General features: G+C 34.3%; 12 protein-coding genes. All 12 read left to right on the top strand.

Features of this window, described 5'->3' with window-relative positions:
* On the top strand, positions 1–6,834 hold the full coding sequence (locus ACSVDH_RS12045; protein WP_439249564.1) for a phage tail tape measure protein: 6,834 nt from the start codon (positions 1–3) through the stop codon (positions 6,832–6,834).
* On the top strand, positions 6,831–7,595 hold the full coding sequence (locus ACSVDH_RS12040; protein ID WP_439249563.1) for a distal tail protein Dit: 765 nt from the start codon (positions 6,831–6,833) through the stop codon (positions 7,593–7,595). The genes ACSVDH_RS12045 and ACSVDH_RS12040 overlap by 4 nt, the downstream gene beginning before the upstream one ends.
* Positions 7,596–7,612: 17 nt before the next feature.
* Complete coding sequence (locus ACSVDH_RS12035; protein WP_439249562.1) at positions 7,613–8,464, top strand: phage tail spike protein; 852 nt, start codon at positions 7,613–7,615, stop codon at positions 8,462–8,464.
* Between the two features lie 2 nt (positions 8,465–8,466).
* Positions 8,467–9,954, top strand: a complete 1,488-nt coding sequence (locus tag ACSVDH_RS12030) for a right-handed parallel beta-helix repeat-containing protein (protein ID WP_439249561.1) — start codon at positions 8,467–8,469, stop codon at positions 9,952–9,954.
* A 36-nt stretch (positions 9,955–9,990) separates the two neighbouring features.
* Entirely contained in the window at positions 9,991–11,793 is a 1,803-nt protein-coding gene (locus ACSVDH_RS12025; RefSeq protein ID WP_439249560.1) for a phage tail family protein, read from the top strand.
* A gap of 2 nt (positions 11,794–11,795) precedes the next feature.
* The gene (locus tag ACSVDH_RS12020; protein WP_439249559.1) at positions 11,796–12,035 is read left to right on the top strand and encodes a hypothetical protein; all 240 of its coding nucleotides are present in this window, start codon (positions 11,796–11,798) and stop codon (positions 12,033–12,035) included.
* A 110-nt stretch (positions 12,036–12,145) separates the two neighbouring features.
* A complete protein-coding gene (locus ACSVDH_RS12015) occupies positions 12,146–15,106 on the top strand; it encodes a hypothetical protein (RefSeq protein ID WP_439249558.1) in 2,961 nt (986 codons plus the stop codon).
* Positions 15,107–15,247: 141 nt separating this feature from the next.
* Positions 15,248–17,152: a hypothetical protein gene (locus ACSVDH_RS12010; protein ID WP_439249557.1), complete on the top strand. Its 1,905-nt coding sequence runs from the start codon at positions 15,248–15,250 to the stop codon at positions 17,150–17,152.
* A 191-nt stretch (positions 17,153–17,343) separates the two neighbouring features.
* Positions 17,344–18,354, top strand: a complete 1,011-nt coding sequence (locus ACSVDH_RS12005; protein ID WP_439249556.1) for a peptidoglycan recognition protein family protein — start codon at positions 17,344–17,346, stop codon at positions 18,352–18,354.
* A gap of 92 nt (positions 18,355–18,446) precedes the next feature.
* Positions 18,447–18,842 carry a hypothetical protein gene (locus ACSVDH_RS12000; RefSeq protein ID WP_439249555.1) on the top strand — a complete coding sequence of 132 codons (396 nt, stop codon included), beginning with the start codon at positions 18,447–18,449 and terminating at the stop codon, positions 18,840–18,842.
* Positions 18,843–18,875: 33 nt separating this feature from the next.
* Positions 18,876–20,090 (top strand): hypothetical protein, encoded by a 1,215-nt coding sequence (locus tag ACSVDH_RS11995; protein ID WP_439249554.1) that lies wholly within the window; start codon positions 18,876–18,878, stop codon positions 20,088–20,090.
* Between the two features lie 11 nt (positions 20,091–20,101).
* Positions 20,102–20,401, top strand: a complete 300-nt coding sequence (locus tag ACSVDH_RS11990) for a hypothetical protein (RefSeq protein WP_439249553.1) — start codon at positions 20,102–20,104, stop codon at positions 20,399–20,401.
* The last annotated feature ends 6 nt before the right edge of the window (positions 20,402–20,407 follow it).

The following is a 20,407-nucleotide window of genomic DNA, read 5'->3' as shown; positions in this document are numbered from 1 at the left end:
GTGGACGCTCCTTTTTATTATGAAAATTTTAGAAAGGAGCGTTTTAATTTGGCAGACTTGAGGATACTGATAAACGGTTCCCTTAATGAACAAGAAACCGAAAAAATAATAAGCAAACAGTTAGAAGCAATTGGCAAGAAATTAAATGTTTCAATTGGTGTTAATAATAATGAATTGAACTCATTAGCTAAAAAGGTCGGAGAATTACAAAAACAAATTAATAAAACAAATGTTAGTATACTAGGTGATAAAGACACAAAGAAAATTAACCAATTGGAAAAAGACTTCAATAAGGTATTGAACGACTCAAGAAAATTAGGAGAAGTGTCTTTCACTAAAACATTTGACCCTCTTACCGAACAGCTCACGAAATTTAATTTAACTATCAAGAAGACAGATGGAACTGTAGAAAAATTAAAATATGAGTTGGCTGAACTAGCTGGTATTAAAGGATTAGACAATTTATTCTATATGAAGGATAAAAGTTTAGTTGACAATACTTCAACAGTAAATTCTTTAAGAGAAAAACAACTTCAAAATGAACAAAAAATAAATCAACAACTTGATGAACGTAGAAAGAAACAGGAAAAAGAATTAGCAGATTTAGAACATACCATTAAGTTATTTCAAGAAAGATCGAGAATTCAAGCAACTGGATTGGCGAGTCGTTATGGTAAAAATATCGACAATCCCTCTTTAGAGTCTTATTTAAAAAGTGTGGATGAGATATCTTCCTCCACTCCTAACGCTAGAAAAAGAATGGAAGAGTTATCCTTAGAGTATAAAAACATTGCTACTAATGCTCGTATTGCCTCTAAGGATTCAATTGATTTTGGAGATGCTTTAAATCAGGCCTTCACTAAGTTTCCTATCTGGATGTTAGTCTCCACTGCCTTCTTTGCTCCTTTACAAGCATTAAATCAATTTGTAGACACTCTCTACCTACTTGATGACAGACTTGTTTCGATCAACAAAGTAATGGAGAATGCAAACTTAGAACAAGTTTTCCAAGATGCAACTGATGCAGCTTATACATATGGTCAGACAATTGATGCTACATTAGAATCTATGGGGGAAATTGCGAAACTTGGTTTCGGCCAAGAAGAAGCAACTCAATTAAGCAATAATGCTATGCTCCTTTCTACTGTTGGTGAATTTAAAAATTCCGCAGACGCAGCCAATTATCTCGTTGCTATTATGAGACAATATCAAATGGAAGTATCTGAAACTGCTAAAGTTGTTGACTCTCTCAACGAAGTTTCTAACAAGACGGGTGCAGACACTGTTGATTTAGCACAAGGTTTATCTAAAGCATCATCAAGTGCCGATGTTGCAGGTGTAACATTTGACGAACTCAACGGTATGCTTTCAAGTACTGTCGAAACCTTAAAAATATCCGGGAATGAAGCAGGGACATTCTATAAAACTTTATTCACAAGAATGCAAAGATCCGATACCCAAAAAGCAATTGAAGAAATTGGTGTCGCCACGAAAACTGCAACCGGAGAAATGAGACCTGCCAGTGAGATTTTAAATGAATTAGGTACTGCTTTTGACGGTTTAACTTCTGCTCAACAATCTGCTCTTGCGGAAGATTTAGGTGGAGTTTGGCATGCAAATAAAGTAATCAGTTTACTACAACAACAAGATCAAGTTGTTAAGAATACAACATTCTCTATGGAATCTTACGGTTCAGCAACTCGTGAATTACAAGGTTTTAGTGAAGGCTTAACATTTAAGACGAATGTTATGAAAGCAAGCTTCCAAGAATTAACGCAAATTCTAGGTGAATCTGGAGCTCGTGATATACTAGTTTCCTTAATTGAGTTAGTTACAAATATGACTCAAGGATTCACTGAAGTAACTAGAGCAACTGATGGTTGGAATCTAAAATTACCTATCTTAATTGGATTGATATACGGTGGAGTTAAGGCACTAGGAGCATTAAGATTAGCTTTGACAGGTGTTAAATCTTCATTTGGAATATTTAGTTTAGGTATCATTGCTATTGAAGCATTATCTGCTGCTATTGCAGGTACAGCTAAATCTACAGAGACTTTCACTGATTCTCAACAGAAAAGCATGGAAGCTCTAACTACCAACAAAGATCAAGCAGATGAATTAATCACTTCATACAAAGCAATGTCTGAGGCACGAGAAAAAGCTGGTGATAGTTGGAGCTTAGAAAACGAACAGGAATATTTAAAAATTCAGCAAGAATTAGGATCTGTATTCCCTGGATTAATTGAATCTATAGACTCACAAGGTAGATACCATCTTGTTAATAAAGATAGCATCGAAGAAGAAATTAAGGCTACTGAAGAATTAATTAAGTCAAAGAAAGATTTGACAATATTAGAAGCAGAAGATACGGTCAATGATTCACAAAGCGAAATTAAACGTATAGAAGATGAAATTAAAGCATTAGAGGATAAAAGAAAGACTTATGAAGGAATAGCAGAAACTTCCCCTTTTAAATTCCAACGTGAAGATGCTGCAATACAAGCAGAAAAAACTACTCAAAAAATTTTATCTTTAGAAAGCGACCTGGCTATTTCTTCGCAGAAGATTAACGATGATATCAAATCTATTGCAGATGCTTTCAATGAAGTTGATATTGATCCTAATGTAGAAAGACAAATTTCTGATATTATCGAATCAATTGACTTCTCTAAATTTGATGGTGCTAAAGCGAAGAATGTTGCTGAAAAAATTGCATCTTACATGCAAAATATTCAAGATGCAATAGCAAGTGGAAGCCAAAAGTCCATTAATGAACAGGTAGTTTCCTTCAATGAATATATTGATGAAATTAGTAAAGGTGATAAATCTGTTGCCAATTTAAAGATCAATATGGATGATCTGAAGGATTCTCAAGAATCTAACACTAGTACAACTCTTGAACATGCAGATGCAAATGATGTTCTTACAGATTCCATTGAAGGTGTAAATTCTGCACAAGAAGAAAAACTTTCCCTGTCTCAACAACTAATCGGTACATCTGAAGAAGAATTAACTTCTACTCGTGAATTAATTGCACTCTACTCTGCCCTATCTGCTCAAGAAAATTTATCTGCTGAACAGAAGGAAACGTTAAAATCTACATATGAGCAATTAGCGAAAATTTTTCCGCATTTAGCAAGTGGAGGTAGACTTCACGTTGAATCTATGGAGAAAGAAGCAGAACAAACTGACATCCTTCTTCAAAGTATTGACCTTTTAGCCAAGGGACAACTAGATGCCGAAGAACAAATGACTTTAAATGCTGCTATTGGTGTTAAGAATCGTATTACTTTAATCAAGAATATGATTAACGCTTATAAAGATGCATCAGAAGCATTGTACTCTATGGCTAAACAACGTGTAGATGATCCGTTCTTAGAATCACAAGACGGTATGACTGCTTACAAATTTGGTATGGAAGCACGTAATATGGAGTCAGATGTATTATCAGATATCACTAATCAACTTGATCAATACATGTCCTCCCTTTCTGATGCAACTAATTATAGTGGTCAATACTATAAAGCAACAGACAAAAACGCATATGTTTCTGATAAATATAAACTTAGACTTGAGCAAATCAATGTTCAAATTGCTCAACTTAACTCAACTAAATCTAGATATGCTCAACACTCTCGTCAATATCGTAATGCATTGGAAAGAGAAATTAAACTTCTCAAAGAGCAATCTAGTATCTATCAACAACAGCAAAAAGACTTAAAGAGTCAGATTTCTTCAGGTAACTATACAACGTCCGGTAGCAATGCCTCTACTACTTCTACATATAAGTCTTCAAGTGGAAGTTACGGTGGAAAATATGCTGCTCAAATCAACCAAGCTGCTCAAAAATATGGAGTTAACCCTTTATTAATTGCTGCGATTATCCAACAAGAATCAGGCTTTAATGCAAGTGCTGTATCTTCTGCTGGAGCCCGTGGATTAATGCAATTAATGCCCGGTACTGCAAGAGAATTAGGTGTAACTAACTCATTCGATCCTTATCAAAATATCATGGGCGGAACAAAGTATATTGCTCAACAGTTAAAAACTTTCGGAAATGATATTCAGAAGGCTTTAGCTGCCTATAATGCCGGTGCCGGAAACGTTAGAAAATATGGTGGAATTCCTCCATTTAAAGAAACGCAAAACTATGTAAATAAAGTATTAGCGAACTTTAACAAATTATCTGGTTCAGCTAGTACTATGGTTTCCTCATTTACTTCTGCATCTAACTCTGTTGCCGATTATTACAAAAGTAATTTCCGTGTAACTGGTACATTCGGTGAAAAGGATAGTCTTCATCCTAATGGCCATAAAGGTTTAGATTTAGCAAACGGTAAACAAGGAGATCCAGTTAAGTCTTTACGTAGTGGAAAGGTTATCACTGCTGCATACAGTAAATCTGCCGGATATTGGGTAGTTGTTCAACAAGACGATGGTACTGTTGCTAAATATATGCATTTGCAAAAAGGCTTGGATGTTAAAGCAGGTCAAACTGTTTCTGCCGGTCAAAAATTAGGAGAAGTTGGGAATACAGGTCGTTCAACAGGCGCTCACCTTCATCTTCAAATTGAGCAAAATGGTAAAGCAATCGATCCACAGAAATATATGAATGGATTAAGTTCAACAACTTCTGGACTAGTTTCCAACTTAGAAGCTGCTGATAATGCTCAAATGGAGTTAATGCAAGGTCAACAAGCAATTGCACAAATTAACGATCAAATCCAACAATTGTACGGTGAAATTGTCAACTCTAGAATTGCAGAGTATCAACGTGAACGAGACCTTTTAAATGATAATATAGCAATCTACGAACGTGGTATGTCTATATACATTCAAGGCTCAAAAGACTGGGCTACTATGCAAGAACAAAGAGAAAAAATGATGGGCAAACAAATGGTGCTTTATACTGAAGAAATTGGATATATCAAGCAACAAATGAAGTATAATAGCAACCTGTCTGCTGAACAAAAGGCAAACTTAGTTGACCAATTAACTGCTGCAAATGAAGCATATTACAGAATGCGTATTGAGTTCCAAGAGTTACAAATGGAAATAATAAATGGAACGGTAGCATTATATCAGCGTGAAAGATCTTTACTCGAAGATAATATTTCCGCATATGAGCGTGGATTGTCTATCTATGCAGAAGGCTCCGCACAATGGCTAAAAATGAATGATGACCGACAAAAAGCAATGGGTAAACAGATGGTCTTCTATACAAAAGAAATTGCGTATATGAAGCAACAACTATCAATGAATAAAAGTTTATCCAAGCAACAACGTGCAGATTTAACCGATATGATAACTGAAGCTAATGAGGCCTACTACCAACTAAGAATGACATTCCAAAGTCAGCAAATGGATCATATTGATGCTGTAATTAATAGATATCAACGTGAACAAGATATGCTCAATGACAATCTTGCAATCTTAGAACATACTGCTTCTAGAGAAGAAGAGTTGTCTAAAGAGTGGATTGAAGACATGGATCAACGTCAAAAATTGTTGGAGCAACAAAAGAATTCTCAATGGATTCTTCTTCAATATTTAGAAAATCAACTGAAAACCAACAAGTCATTGACTGCTGAACAGCGTGAACAACTTCAACAAAAGATTACCGAAGCAGCAATACAATATAATTCACTGCGTTCACAGTATGATAGTCTAAGTGATGAGTTCTTATCTGCTCAAGAATCATTAGCCGACCAAGTTGTAGAACTTTATAAAGAAGCATACGAACAACAACGTGATGCAGCATTAAAGGCTATAGATGATGAGCAAGAAGCATTTGAAAAAGCGCATAATGAAAAATTAAAAATGCTCAGAGAAGAACGTGAAGAGGATAACTATGAGAAAGATTTAGCAGATAGACAAGAAGAAATTGCTAAATTACAAGAACAGTTAAATGCTTACTCAATGGATGATTCTATTTCAGGTCAAGCGAGAGCAGATGAAATCAGGAAAGAGTTAGAACAAGCACAAGAAGAACTTCAAGAATTCCTAACTGACCGTGAATATTCTGAACGTGAAAAAGCCTTAGAGGAACAAGCACAACAAAAACAAGAAGCATTTGATGACGAACGTGAACGTTTAAATAAACACTATGATAACTTACTGAATGATGAAGCAAGATTCCAAGAAATTAGACAACAAGTAATTATCGGTAACATTCAAGGTTTATCAAATGAATTAATGAATTTTGCTCACTTGGCTAGACAAAACATGGAACATATCGGTGAGTCAATTACTAATACATTCATTGATAGTATTTCAGAAGTAAGAAATAAACTCAAAGAATTCTCAGGTGAGTTTCAGCAAAGAGCAATTATTAGAAATTCCACTTCCCTATTCAAAGGTACTAATGAAGGTAATCTTAAGTACGTTAGAAACATGAAAGAAGGAGAAGACTTTGAGATTACCGGCTATTCAGAAATGAATGGTGGTATGTATCGCCTTGGTCATGCTGAGTCTAACCTATGGGTAAGTGCCAGTGATGTTGATTTAAGGTTTTTAAAACGCTTCAATACTGGAGGTTTTACAGCCGATAGTGAGGGTCTAGCTTATCTAGATAAGAAAGAGATTGTACTTAACAAAGACGATACTAAGAATTTCTTATCTGCTATTAAATTGCTTAAACCTATGGTTAATTTCCTTAAAAATCCTGTTTTACCGAAATTTAATCCATCTACCCCATCAACAGGGACTGGTAATAATATTACATTTAGTATTGAAAACTTACATGTTGCAGGTGGAAAGCAAGGATTTAATGATCTAATGAAGGAATTCAATAATCGATTTTCTAAAAGTGGGGTGAATATCAGATTATGATAGAGTCATTGCATTTTACTTACGATGGCATCAAAAGTACAGATATGGGAGTAATTCAAATATCAGTTGACTCTGGATTATTTGATGAACATTACCTCCCGGAGACTTCAATTGTAGAAGAAAAAGTTCCAGGTAGAGATAATCCATACTTTGTACGTCTAGAGAGGGAGCCAATAACGCTTCCTCTCTCTATTTATTTTCAAAATCAATTAACTGATGAAGAAGCAAGAAAAATTGGAAGGTGGTTAAATCAAGATTATTATAAACCCCTTATCTTCAGTGAATATCCTCACAAAATATTCTACTGTAGATATGTTGGAAATCCAAGACTATTACATAACGGTTGTAAACAAGGCTATGCAAAATTAGAAATGCGTTGTAACTCCCCTTTTGCTTACTCCCCTGTTTATACTGACACATTTGATTTATCTGCAAATCCGACAACTGGTACAATGATCAAATTAACTAATAATGGAGACTATGACATCTCCCCTATTATTGAAATTGAAAAAATTGAAGATGGAGATATTTCAATTGTGAATACAAGTGACGGTGGAGAGGAATTAAAATTAACTGGATTAACTAATGGAGAATTAATCACAGTTGACTGTGAAGTTGAAGAAATTGAAACTAATATTCCCGGAATTTTACGCTATGAAAATCACAACGATGTATTCCTCACTATGCCCAGAGGAGTAAGCCATTTAAAAATTTTTGGCAAATGTAAATTAACATTCAAATATGAATTTAAACTTATTTAAGATGGGAGGCGCTTTAATTGTCAGGACTTAGAAAAGCTGAATTAAGCATTAAGCCCTCTGAAATGAAAATCCAATTGGCAAAACCGAGTGGTACTCAGATAGGTATCAAGATTAAAAACATAGTAGACTTTAGCAACCCTTCTTTAAAATTATCATTAGGTACATTAAATGAAATTTCCTTTACGATTCCCTACAAAGTTGAAAGAAATCATATTTTAGTCGACAATGAGATTGTCAATATTATAAGAAACAGATACTTATTAAAAGTTAAATGGAGCAATGTAACTGAATGGTTCATTATAAATGAATTAAGCGATAGCGTGGATGGAAGTTCTGAGGGACTTACTGTTCACGCTTTTTCTTTGGGTCATGAGCTGGCTGACAAACTAATAAGTCAATTAAGCAATGATACACCTGTAACACCTCAAACTATTTTAACTGATGCCCTCTCTTCTACCAACTGGAGCATCGGTACAATTGATGAACGTATTGTTAATAAACATCGTTCGTTTGACGTTTCAGAAACTACAGTTTTAGACTTCCTTTCTACTATTGCTGATACATATGGAGTGATTCTTGTATTTGATAGTGAAAACAGAAAAATTAGCCTGGTTCACCCTGATAACTACAAAATCAATCGTGGTATTAGAATTTCTGACGGTCAATATCTACAGTCACTAACTAGGACATCGAACTCAGATGATATGACTACTCGATTGACTGTAAGTGGTGAGGATGGATTAGGGATTAACTCTGTAAATCCAACTGGAGCAGGTTATATTGAATCATTCGCTTATTTTATGTATCCATTTAAAGCAAAAGTAGGTACGTGGAGAGATATAGAAAATAAGAAATGGAGTGAATTATAAAAATGGCAACTAATACGACTTACGCAAACCTAAGTAAGCCAAGTATAGATGATAAGCCACAACTTACCATTCCATCATTAGCAAGCACTATGGATATTATAGATACTCATTTAAAAACACACGCAGATGATATTAGTGAATTAAACACTAAGGTTGACAGTATATCAGATTCGAAAGTATCAGGGGCTAAAGGCGATGGTGTAACGGATGATACAACTGCACTTCAAACTTGGCTAGATTCTCCTGGTAAGAACAAGATATTGAAAAATGGTGTATATAGAATCACTTCTGGTCTTCTCTCATCTGAAGAAGGTCGAACAATTAGAACAGAGGGCGCAACTATTCTAGCCGATGGAAATGAAATCATTGCTTTAACTGTTACAGGAGACAATAGTCGTGTCTCAGTTGAAGTTGACGGTAACAATAAGGCTGCTGTAGGTGTTTTGGTTTTAGATGCTTCCCTTTGTGAAGTTGTTAACTGTCGTATTGAGAATCTATATCCTAAATTGCGTAGCGCTAGAGCAATTGATGCCTATACATCAGGCGGTATATTTATAGCTAATAATTTTATTAGAAATGTTAACTCAGTAACAAACACTACAATTGGTGATGATAAAGGTTCATCTAAAGGGATCGTTGTTCATGCTGAGACAAAAGCAACCCAACCTAATACTGTAATAGATAACTATATTGATACTATTATAGGTGAAGAAGGTGACGGAATACACTTCCTTTTTTATGATAATGTGAGTTACCCATTCCTTGATTCTATGGGAACAATCAGAGGAAATACAATCAAGAATTGTAATAGAAGAGCTATTAAAGTTCAAGCAAACGATTGTGAAGTTTCAGAGAACAAACATATTAATACTCTACCACTTAATGAATTACCTAATGCTACTGCATCAATTGGAGTTATTAATTCCAGTGATGTTGTTGTAAAAGATAATACTTTAGATGCTGAGTATTTCACAGGTATTAAAGTAGACGGTTATGATGTTGTAAGGTCTTCTGGTATACGTATTATAGGAAATACAATAAAAGGAGGACTTACTCCAGGAAGTGAAACTAGAAATGAAACAGTAGGAATTTACTATAACTACATTGTTGATAGTGTTATATGTAACAATACTATTACAGATGGAATTAAAGCTATTTCAGGTGGACGTGGGCAAAACAATGTTATCCAAGGTAATGCAATTTATGGTGGAACAAGTAATTCAGCGCATATTGGTATCAATATTACAAGTACTAATACTGATACTGTTATCAAAGACAACGTTTCATTAAATGGTACACGACAGTATTTTATATCAAATTTAGCACCTAACTGTATTGTTGAAAGTAATCATTCTCGAACAGGTACATGTATCCTAACCTCCTCAACCTCTACAGGAAGTTATTATAAAAACAACACAACTAAAACAGGTTCGACTGTTATTACAGGAACTACGACAGGTCAATATTTAGACGGAAATATGGCCATATAAATAAATTAATCTAATCTCCCGAAAGGAGGTAAATTAATGACAACTTGGAGAGAATTAACTTCAGAAACAATTGAATCAAGTGACTACATGACTGATGGTCTTTGTCATGCGATTGTAAATTATGAAGCATTAGTTGAATTAAACGCTGGAAGGTTCTCTTCCCTTCTCTCTAAACTTAAAAATGAATTAGCTACACTTACAACTAAAACAAATGAGTTATTTAATTTAAATACACAATTAAAGGCAACACAAGATCAGATTGATGTATTAAAAGCTGCTGAAATAGATTATTCGGATTTGTCTGTTAAATTTAACATTAAACAAATCGAAGTAAACAAAAAGCAATCGGAAGTTGATAAAGTACAATCTGCAATTGATTTAATTAATGCGGAAATAGAGATTTTAAAAAACACTTTAGCAATTGAAAATAACTTTACTCCTGAGCAAATCCAAGAAAGAAATAATTATATCATTATGAAAACTTGGTCGGATGATAACTATACAGAAGTACAAGAACTATATGATGATGCTAAGGTAAAGTTTGATGAAATTCGTAAACCTAAAATAAATATAGATGTCAGTGCGGTAAACTTCTTTAAAATGATTGAAGAACAAAGAAATTGGAACAGGTTATATCTTGGCGATGTTGTAACAGTTAGACATCCGATGATTAATGTCGACTATGAAGTCTTTGTAACGGAAATGGAAATAACAGATGATAGTCTAAATTTAACCATCACCGATTTTAAAGATGTTGGAAAAGATGAAAATCCCATGGAAATGATAAAAAAATCATACTCCTCTTCTACTACAGTTGACATGAATAAATATAAGTGGAAACAAAATGTAACTGATATGGGGAAAGTCAATGATCTTTTGAATAACACATGGGATGCAACTGCAAGACGAATTGTGGCTGGAGTTAATGAATGCGTAGAAATTTCTGAGCGAGGAATAATTATCAGGAACCCCAACTTTCCTTCAGAAATAATTGTGATCCAAAGTGGAGTAATTGCTCTATCTGAAGATAACGGAACTACATGGAAAACGGCCATTACGCCAAAGGGTGTTTTTGCACAAAGATTAGTAGGTCAAATTATCGCAGGGGTAAATTTATCAATTATTAATGAATCTGGTAAATTTACATTCGACAAAGATGGAGCAGTTATAGAGGGGGCAAGTTTCTCAATAGTCGGTGGTCAAAATGGAATTGAGTTAGATCCTGAAACTGGACTAACAATCAATCGTTCGGATAATAAAACTAAAATTATCTTAAATGCAACGGATGGATTTAAGATTCAAAAGTATGATACTTCTACATCAACTTGGAAAGATACAGTATCTATTGATACAGACGGAAATCCATATTTTGCAGGCAAACTTAAATCCACAAATTCAGATTCATCAATTGTAATCGAAGACGATTCTTTGGTTGCTTATTATGGTGTTTATCAAACGAGTGGAAGACAGTTGTTATCGATAAACGATACAGTTCCAACAATGTTTGATGGAAATCAAACTTCGCCCAGAGTTGAGGGGTATGGAAAAATATATTCTCAAAGAATACAAGTTTATATTCCTGCTGCAACATACAGTACCGGAGATTATATTGAATCAACCGTCAATCTTAAAAATTTTGCAGATGTTGCTATCCAACAAGTATCAATTATCCAGTGTCAATCCATTGTAAAAGAATTTTATGCCTATGAACGAAAAGACAGTAGAGTTTTCACTGGTGGAGATTTAAAAAGTTTTGTATTACGTCTAAGTCCATATTATGGATATACCTCTCCTGGCTTTTATGCAGATGTAGATATTTTGATTGTTGGGTGGAGATAAAAATGAATTATAAAGTAGTAGAATCGCAAACTATAACCATTGGAAATTCTGGCGGTGAAAGAACAGTAATTGTAATTAGAGTTAGATATTACACTGAAACTTTTGAACATATTAAGGTGTTTGAAGTTGATGTTAATTTAACCACTACGGAGATTCAAACTTTGATTGAGAATTACGGAAGAGAATTAGCAAACGATGAAGCAAAGACAAGAGTGGTAGATTTAGAAGGAACGATTATTTAAGAGTAGTGGTATATCCCCTATTCTTTAAGATTACTGGAATGATAATGATGCGGAAGAATGTAAAGTTTAATTATAAATAAATTAAATGAAATACTCAAGGAGGTCATTTAGTGTTTGATTATAATGATCCAATAATTACATCAAGGAGGAAAGGAACGAGCGATTCCCCTTATACTGAACAAAATGATGTTCTAACAATAGACAATAACGGTAAAGTTATTTTGACAGAAATACCAGATGAATTTAATGGGGTGCAAGTATCTGGTGGTAATAAAACTTGGTATGAAATCTCAGACGGCATTCCAAATGCAACACAATACGTAGTTGATTATCGAAATAAAATTGTAACTTTTAATATCATTAATAAAGGATTACAATTGCAATTTAATTACAAAGGAACAGGCTTAACATATGTACCGACAAGTATGATTTATACTGAAAGTGATAATGGAGTAGTAACCGAAACATTAAAACAATTAACAGATACTACTTCACAAGCAAGAGATGAGGCAGATTCTGCTGCAAATAATGCCAATACTCAAGCAGAATACGCTCAAGAACAAGGTGATAATGCAAAATTAATTGCTGATAATACTAAATTCATCTCAGAATATGATCCTTTAGTTACTTATAAAAAGAATAACGTTGTTAACTATAATGGTAATTCGTTCATGTGTAAACAGACGAGTACAAATAATCCCCCACCCGATATTTCTGTATCATATGATAACAATTATTGGGGACTTGTTGCTAAACGTGGTAGCGATGGAACAGGTACGGTTCATGTACACAAGGACACTTTCATAGCAACAGAAAATCAAAAAACTTTCACCCTCTCTCACACTTATGACCAATTTCAAAACAGAACAGAAGTATATATTGGAGGAGTTAAGCAAAAAACTCCTGAAAATTATGATGAAACCAATTCAAATACAATCACATTATCAGTTGGTGTACCGTCAGGTACTGTTGTTGAAGTAAAGTATTTCAGTACATCCGTTCCCCTTCAATCTGATATTCAAACTGCTGTTGATAATCACACGGTTGAAATTTCTAGATTAATGGAACAAACTATCTTCACAGAAGAATTCACCGCAACTACAAATCAGACTGTTTTCACATTGCAAAATACATATGACCAATATCAAGGTAGATTAGATGTGTCCGTAGACGGTATAATGCAAGATTCAGGAACGAATTATACTGAAACCTCAAATAACTCGTTTACTTTGTCTGAGGGCGTACCGGCTGGTACTAAAGTAAAAGTTAGATATTTCAGTGTTAAGAATCCCGTTGCAACAGACGTAGAAACTACATTGAGTACTCATACAACTATGTTGAGCGATCATGATTCGAATTTAACAAGAAACACGAACAATGTTAACAGCCGTGAAATAAATGTAAAATACCCCCCTTCCCCACTTTTAGGACTAATTGGAAATTATGATTCGGGAGATACTGCAAAACTTCAAGCGATTGTAAATTACGCTAACAGTGGTGATACTCTACTATTTCCAAGGGATAACTACCTGCTATCCAAAGTGTCATGGACTGATAAGACATTGTATATAAAAGGTGACGGAGTAAAGTTTAAACAAAACGCTAACGATTACATCTTTGTTGCAAAAGGTGGATGGGAATTCATTCAAGCAGTTACATCCGTTTCTGGAAGCACTATTACACTATCAGCTACACAAACATTAAAAGCTGGGGACATTGTTAAACTTGTATCAGATGACCAATTATACGGTTGTGATGTAGGTGAAAAACAAGGTGAGTTTCTAACTGTAAAATCACAATCAGGAACAACTGTTGAAGTTACTGGAACTATTAGAAATACCTATGCCACCAATGTAAGACTTGCTAAGTTAAAAAATGTATCATTCGGTATTATGGGCGATATGGTCTTTACCTCTGATACAATTAGAGCCGAAGCAGAAACTTGGAATGGAAGTTACTTAAATGTAAATTCATGTAGAGATGTAAAGATAAAAGGTATTTCGTGTGAACTTGGATACAGTTCATTTATTACTATAGAATCTTGTTTTAACTATGATATATCCGGTATTAAAGCACAAAATCTTGTGAACGATCCTACAAAACTTAGATGGGGTTACGGTATAAATGACAAAGCCTCTGATGGCGGTAAGGTACGTAATAGTACATTCATTAACTGTCGTCACGGATATACTACTAACGGGGATACTGTAGCAGCGAATAGTTCTTCGATTGAAAAGTATGGAGAACCTTCCAACATTGTAATTGACAATTGTAGATCATACGGAAGTAGCAACGCAGGATTTGACACTCATCCAGAAGGTTACAACATTATATTTAGTAACTGTGTAGGTGTCGGTGATTATCAAGGAGCTGACGCAGTAGGCGCTGGATTCCAGACACGTTGTAAGAAAGTAACCTATATTAATTGCACAGCAATACAAACTAAAGTGGGATTTAAAACAGGAGGCAACGTAACTTACGGCACAGATAATACACAAATAATAAACTGTAATGTAATTGATCCAGGAGCAGTAGCACTAGACATCTATAGAGGTACAACTGTAGAGGGTGGAATATTCGAATGTCTTGCCGGAAACTTAACCAATCTTCAAGCCAACACTAGAATAAAAGGTGCTAAGTTCAATTTTTCGACTTCTGGAAGTTATAGATATTTATTTGATGTGGCTAATAACGCTGAGTTGAATCTAAAAGATATAGAAGCAGACTTCACTGGTTCAACGGGTACACAAATTAGGCTTCTTAGAGTAGGTTCGGCATCAACTGGAAGTGTGGTAAGAATGTCAGATTTGGATATAAAAGGTCTAACGTCAGGTGTTACGGATAGGTTAACCGCAAATGATGCGAATATCACAGAGTATTATGTGGATAAAGTTAAAGTGAATCTTGATTCAGTTACCAATGGCGCTACAGCAAAATATTCAGGCAGAACAAGTTCAGGAGCTCCTACCCTACTCCCTCGATTTATTGGCGAAGAAGTATTAGATACTACTAATAATAATTTCTATAAAGCTTATGGTACGACTACAACATCTTGGAAATTAATTTCGTAATTTAACAACACAAATAAATTATTCATTAAAATAATGGTTTTATTTAAAAATATGACGTTAGAAACTCAGTAATATCAAGGGTTTTCGAACGTCATATTTTTATGTTTTTCTATTTTTCCACGTAAAGGAGGAAAAAACTAAGTGAGTTTAAAGAGAATTTCTGAGCATATGATTGATCAAGCATTTGTTCAGAAAGTAAATGATCATACTACTCAGTTGGCTGAAAAGGCGACAAAAAATACAGTAAATGATATAGCAATAGACATTAAATCGCTTGGCGTTGTTGGTAATGGAGTAACAAGCGATGCTCAAAACTTCTTAAACGCTCTTTCTGGCTTGCCAACCGGAACGCATATTTTAATCCCTAGAGGAGTGACGGTATTAATAGATCAAGATATTACAATTACCGGTATCTCCAATTTAAAAGTAACATGCATTGGTAAAATTAAAGTATCTCCTTACAAAAAACTAACTTTCAATTGTCCAAATATAAAAGTTGAAGGCAACTTCTTTGGTAACTATATCCCCTCAACAACGATTACGGCATTAGACAGTGCTACCAAATCTATCACACTAACAAATGCAACGGAATTTACTGTCGGTGATAATGTCACCAGTTTTAAAAATAACTATTACAAAAACATTGCACACGTTGGGAAAATTCTAACTAAATCAGGTAATACAATTACAGTTGATGTTAATGGCATCATCTCAAGTACATCTTTTGATAACCTTTATGTCGGTCAAACGATTTATGAAACGGGAAAAATTGGAGTGGTTTGTTTTGACCAATGTCATAATGCAGAGGTAAACGGTTATTTTGAAACAGGTATTCAGTTTCTAAACTGTAATTATCCAAAGGTAGGCAATGTAACTGCAAAATATGCTCAAGTTGTATTTGACTTCTGCTACAAGCCAAGTGTAGAGGTTTTAAATAGTAGTGATTCAAACTTTTATGGTTTATTTTTCAAAGGTTGTAGAGGGCAAAAAACAGGTAAAGTTAATATTAACAGACCTTACTTTTCTGGACTTGTAATGAAATCCGCATGGGAAAGTGATTTAGGCGTTACACATATTGTGAATGCCCCTATTCAAAGTTTGCAGATTGTTCCTAATACAATCTCAGAAGCAGCATCCCCTTACTCAGTTAACCCCTTATTACAAGATGAATTATATAACAGAAGAAACAGTTTAGGTCGTGTCTATGTTGAGAAAAGTAATTTAGGAGTAGTTCTTACACAGGAAACGTTCAATACAACTATTGATGTCATTGAAGGGTACGATAATTATGGGAATGTACTAGTGACAACTAATACGTCTGGCGATGGTTTAAAATTGGGATCTCTAATAATCGATAAACATAATGTTGAAGTTCCTACTACATTTACTACCGAGTACCCTTTCTTAATTGAACATATAAAAGATGTTGCAATTGATTTCATCAAAATTAAAAATTCAAGAAGTGGTGCTTTCGGTAGAATACTGGGTGAAAACTTTAAAATCGGTAGAATTGTGTCTGATGACTGTATAGGACACTTTGAAATTTCTACAAGTAGCAATTATGAGATAGGCGCATTGATTTCTAGAAATCAAGTTTCAGCGATTGATATTTTGCAATTATCAGGAACGCAAAAAGCAGGTAGAATTAAAAAAGTTAGTATTGATATTATTTCTACAAATACAACAGCTAACCGATATATCTATACATTAGGAACTCTTGATGACATTATTATTGAGGAAGTAAACTTATCAAGTGGGCTAACTTTGCAAAGAGGAATATATGCAACACATTCAGGAAATGGATTTAAAATATTAAAATCCACGATTAAAAACGCATCGAATGGAGTTGTAACAGCAGGAGCATTCACGGGACTTACAATTAGAGATTGTGAATTTACGGCTTGCGGAAATCCTGCTAATCTGGGTTCTACATTAGGTGAACGTGTAAGGATAGAAGGAAACAGCTTCTATGCTAATACTTCAAATACGGTTACAGATAACACTACTCTTACAAACAAGGTTATTAGCAATAACTTTGTTTCTTAATCAATTTAGGAATCTAGTTAAAATTCAAATTTTATTGGGAAATTTATGCATATTTATACGAGTATCATGTATATTTAATGCATAAACGTATCAAAACTGTATATTTATAACATGGTATTTTAGGAGACTGATAAATTTCGGTCTCTATTTTTTTATTTACAAAATTTCACAAATAATAGGAGGAATTTAGAATGACTATTGAAGTTAAACAAAACCTTGTCTCTTCAAGTAAGTATAGTATCAAGTGCCCCTATTCTATGGATGCAGAGTATATAACTTATCATAACACAGCGAATGATGCCTCTGCTGAGAACGAAGTTAAATATATGAATAGTAATAACAATTCAGTATCCTATCACTTTGCAGTTGATGACAAAGAGGTTATCCAAGCCGTTCCAACTAACCGTATTGCTTGGCATTGTGGAGACGGTGGAAAAGGAAAAGGAAATCGTAAGTCGATTGGCGTTGAAGTTTGCTACTCTAGATCAGGTGGAGAAAGATTTAAGAAAGCTGAAGCATTAGCACATAAATTTATAGCACAATTATTACATGAACGTGGTTGGGGTACTGATAGAGTTAAGCAGCACAATTTTTGGAGCGGGAAAAATTGTCCTCATCGTGTACGTGCAGAAGGTCGTTGGAATGAGGTTATTGCTGAAATCCAAGCAGAGCTAAATAAACTTAAAGGAACTAATACACCTGTTAAACCTACCCCTTCCGTTACAAAAGGTTATCTTGAAAAAGGTGACAAGGGTGCTGCGGTTAAAGAACTTCAAACATTGCTTGAAAAAGCAGGATTCGAAGTTGGCGCTATTGATGGTATCTTTGGTAATGCAACAGATAAAGCAGTTCGTGCTTTCCAGGCTAAATATAAACTTTCTGTTGATGGATTAGCAGGAAATGCTACAATGCAAGTTCTTGAAACGGTTACAGCACCTAAGCCAGTTGTGAAACCTGTCTCCCCTACCCCATCTCCTAAGAAAGAAGAATCAGTTCAAATTTTAACAGGTGGTCTAATTCCAGCAAATGTTGAAATCATTTCTAAGTATTTCAAAGATAAAGGTTGGTGGGCTGAGATTCAATTTAGAACTGACGGTGAAAACCCTCGTGCCTTAAGTGGTGGACTGAAAGGAAAGGCATTGGAGGAATATAAGGCTTGGTTAGATGAGCGTGGATGGTATTACGAAATCGTTAAGAAGTAAATTTAATATAAAACTAACGTTTCATTTAGAGTGGAGATTAGATTCTCTACTCTTTAATTTTTAAAAAAATAATCAAATTGGAGGAAATTATAATGGCATTAAAATTATCTAAAAACTCAGGACTTACAGATATTATTTCCACTGATGGAACAAATCCACTAACAACTCAACATCCCATTGGAGGCTCTACTGTTGAAGCTCGTGTTTGGTTATTTAACGATAATTCTGCTAAGCGTTATGAGTCTATTACCATCGATCCAACAGATTCAGTTTCTACAGATGAATCTACATGGGTTGCATTAGCTCCTGACAATGCAGGTGTAGCTGGTACCTACTTAGCAGCAGGAGCAGCACTTTCAATGGCTAATATATCAGATTCAAATGTAGGAAAACCATTTTGGGTTAAAATTACTACTCCTTCTGTTGGTTCAACTCAAAATAAAACTGACATTAAGTTAACAGTTAATTATACAGAATATGCGGTGTGATGATTATGAAGAAAATTGATGGGAGGTAATTAAATGGCTTATTACCTTCAGATGGACGGTATAGACGATAGATTGCAACTGCCTTCCATGACTTTTACAGAAATTGTTTTGGATATGTCTGTAATCAGGTCAACTAGTTCAACGAAACTATACGTAGATGCTAGAACAGGCATCGGGTTTACTTATCTGCAAAGTAATACAAATGGAACAGATAGTTTCAGTGGTTTTAATTCAGTATATGTAGATACTGTTTCAAAATCGAATAATACAGTAATGATACCGAATGATCAGCGTTGCACAGTACGTATCGTTAAGAACACTGCCGGAACTGACGACTTAACTATATTTTCACAAAACTCTGGTAGTGCTGGTACTTTTGTACAAGGGAAATTATACAATGTCAAAGTATATAATGGCACTACACTTCTTGCCCATTACGATATGGCCACCCAAACTGTACAAGATCAATCTGGGAACGGAAGGCATGGAACTTTGTACGGTGGAACGTGGTTAGACGATGGTACTGGTGGAGATACTGGTACAACTGGTTCTTCTTTATTCGATATTCGCAACGTAATATATTCAACTAGTCTATTTAATTATGATTCTAAACAAAATATACATCAAACATCGTCTCAAATTTTTGACACTAAAAATGAAATATATAATTCGTCCTCTACTACATACGCCACAAAACAAATTATCTTTGAAACTATCAGTTTAATGTATGATACACTCCAACAAATACTTGACGGTGGATTAATTGGTTCCATTAATTTTGATTTAAAGTTTACTCTATATTCAAATAATACATCTCAATATGACATGAAGCAAAGTTTATTTCAATCTAGTAATAATGAATTTAGTCTGAAGCAATTAGTCTACGAAGTGAGTCAATTACACAGTAACTTAAAGCAAAATATTTACTTAAATAGCACAAATGGGTTTAATACAAAACAGTCGATATATCAAACTGGATTAGACAACTACAACGTTCGCAATGAAATATTCAATAATAGTTCAACCAAATATGATGTTAAACAAATAATAAATAAATTAAATTCAGTTGAACATGATTTAAAACAAACAATCTACAAATCTAGCGAAGTAGATTATAATACAATGCAACAATTGCTTGCTGATTTTCAAATTTACCGTCAATTAATTGAATATGTATTGCAAATAAACACTGGGAATTCATACAATCTAGAAATTAACACTGAAAATAAATACGACCTAAAAATATAGGCGGTGAGATTATGTCATATGTAATTTATCAAGGAGATAGTGGTATAACATTCAGTTTTACAGTAATGGAAGATGATGAAGTTGTAGATATACGTGGTGCAACTGTAGATGTCATAATTAGATATAAGGCAAAACGTACGGTGAAAACTGCGACTATTACAGATGGATTGAATGGAAAATGTGAAATTACACTCATTAAATCAGACACTGAAGATGTTGGAGTTCACCCTTTTCAAGTCACTGTGAAATTCCCAGATGGGAAAGAGTTTTCATCAGATAAGCATCAATATTTTGTTGAAAAAAAGTATTAGTAAGAT

The sequence above is a fragment of the Metabacillus sp. Hm71 genome, from assembly GCF_051842955.2.
Classification (GTDB): domain Bacteria; phylum Bacillota; class Bacilli; order Bacillales; family Bacillaceae; genus Metabacillus.
Note: the sequence above shows the minus strand (reverse complement) of the source record. Positions and strands in the feature narration are given on the sequence as shown.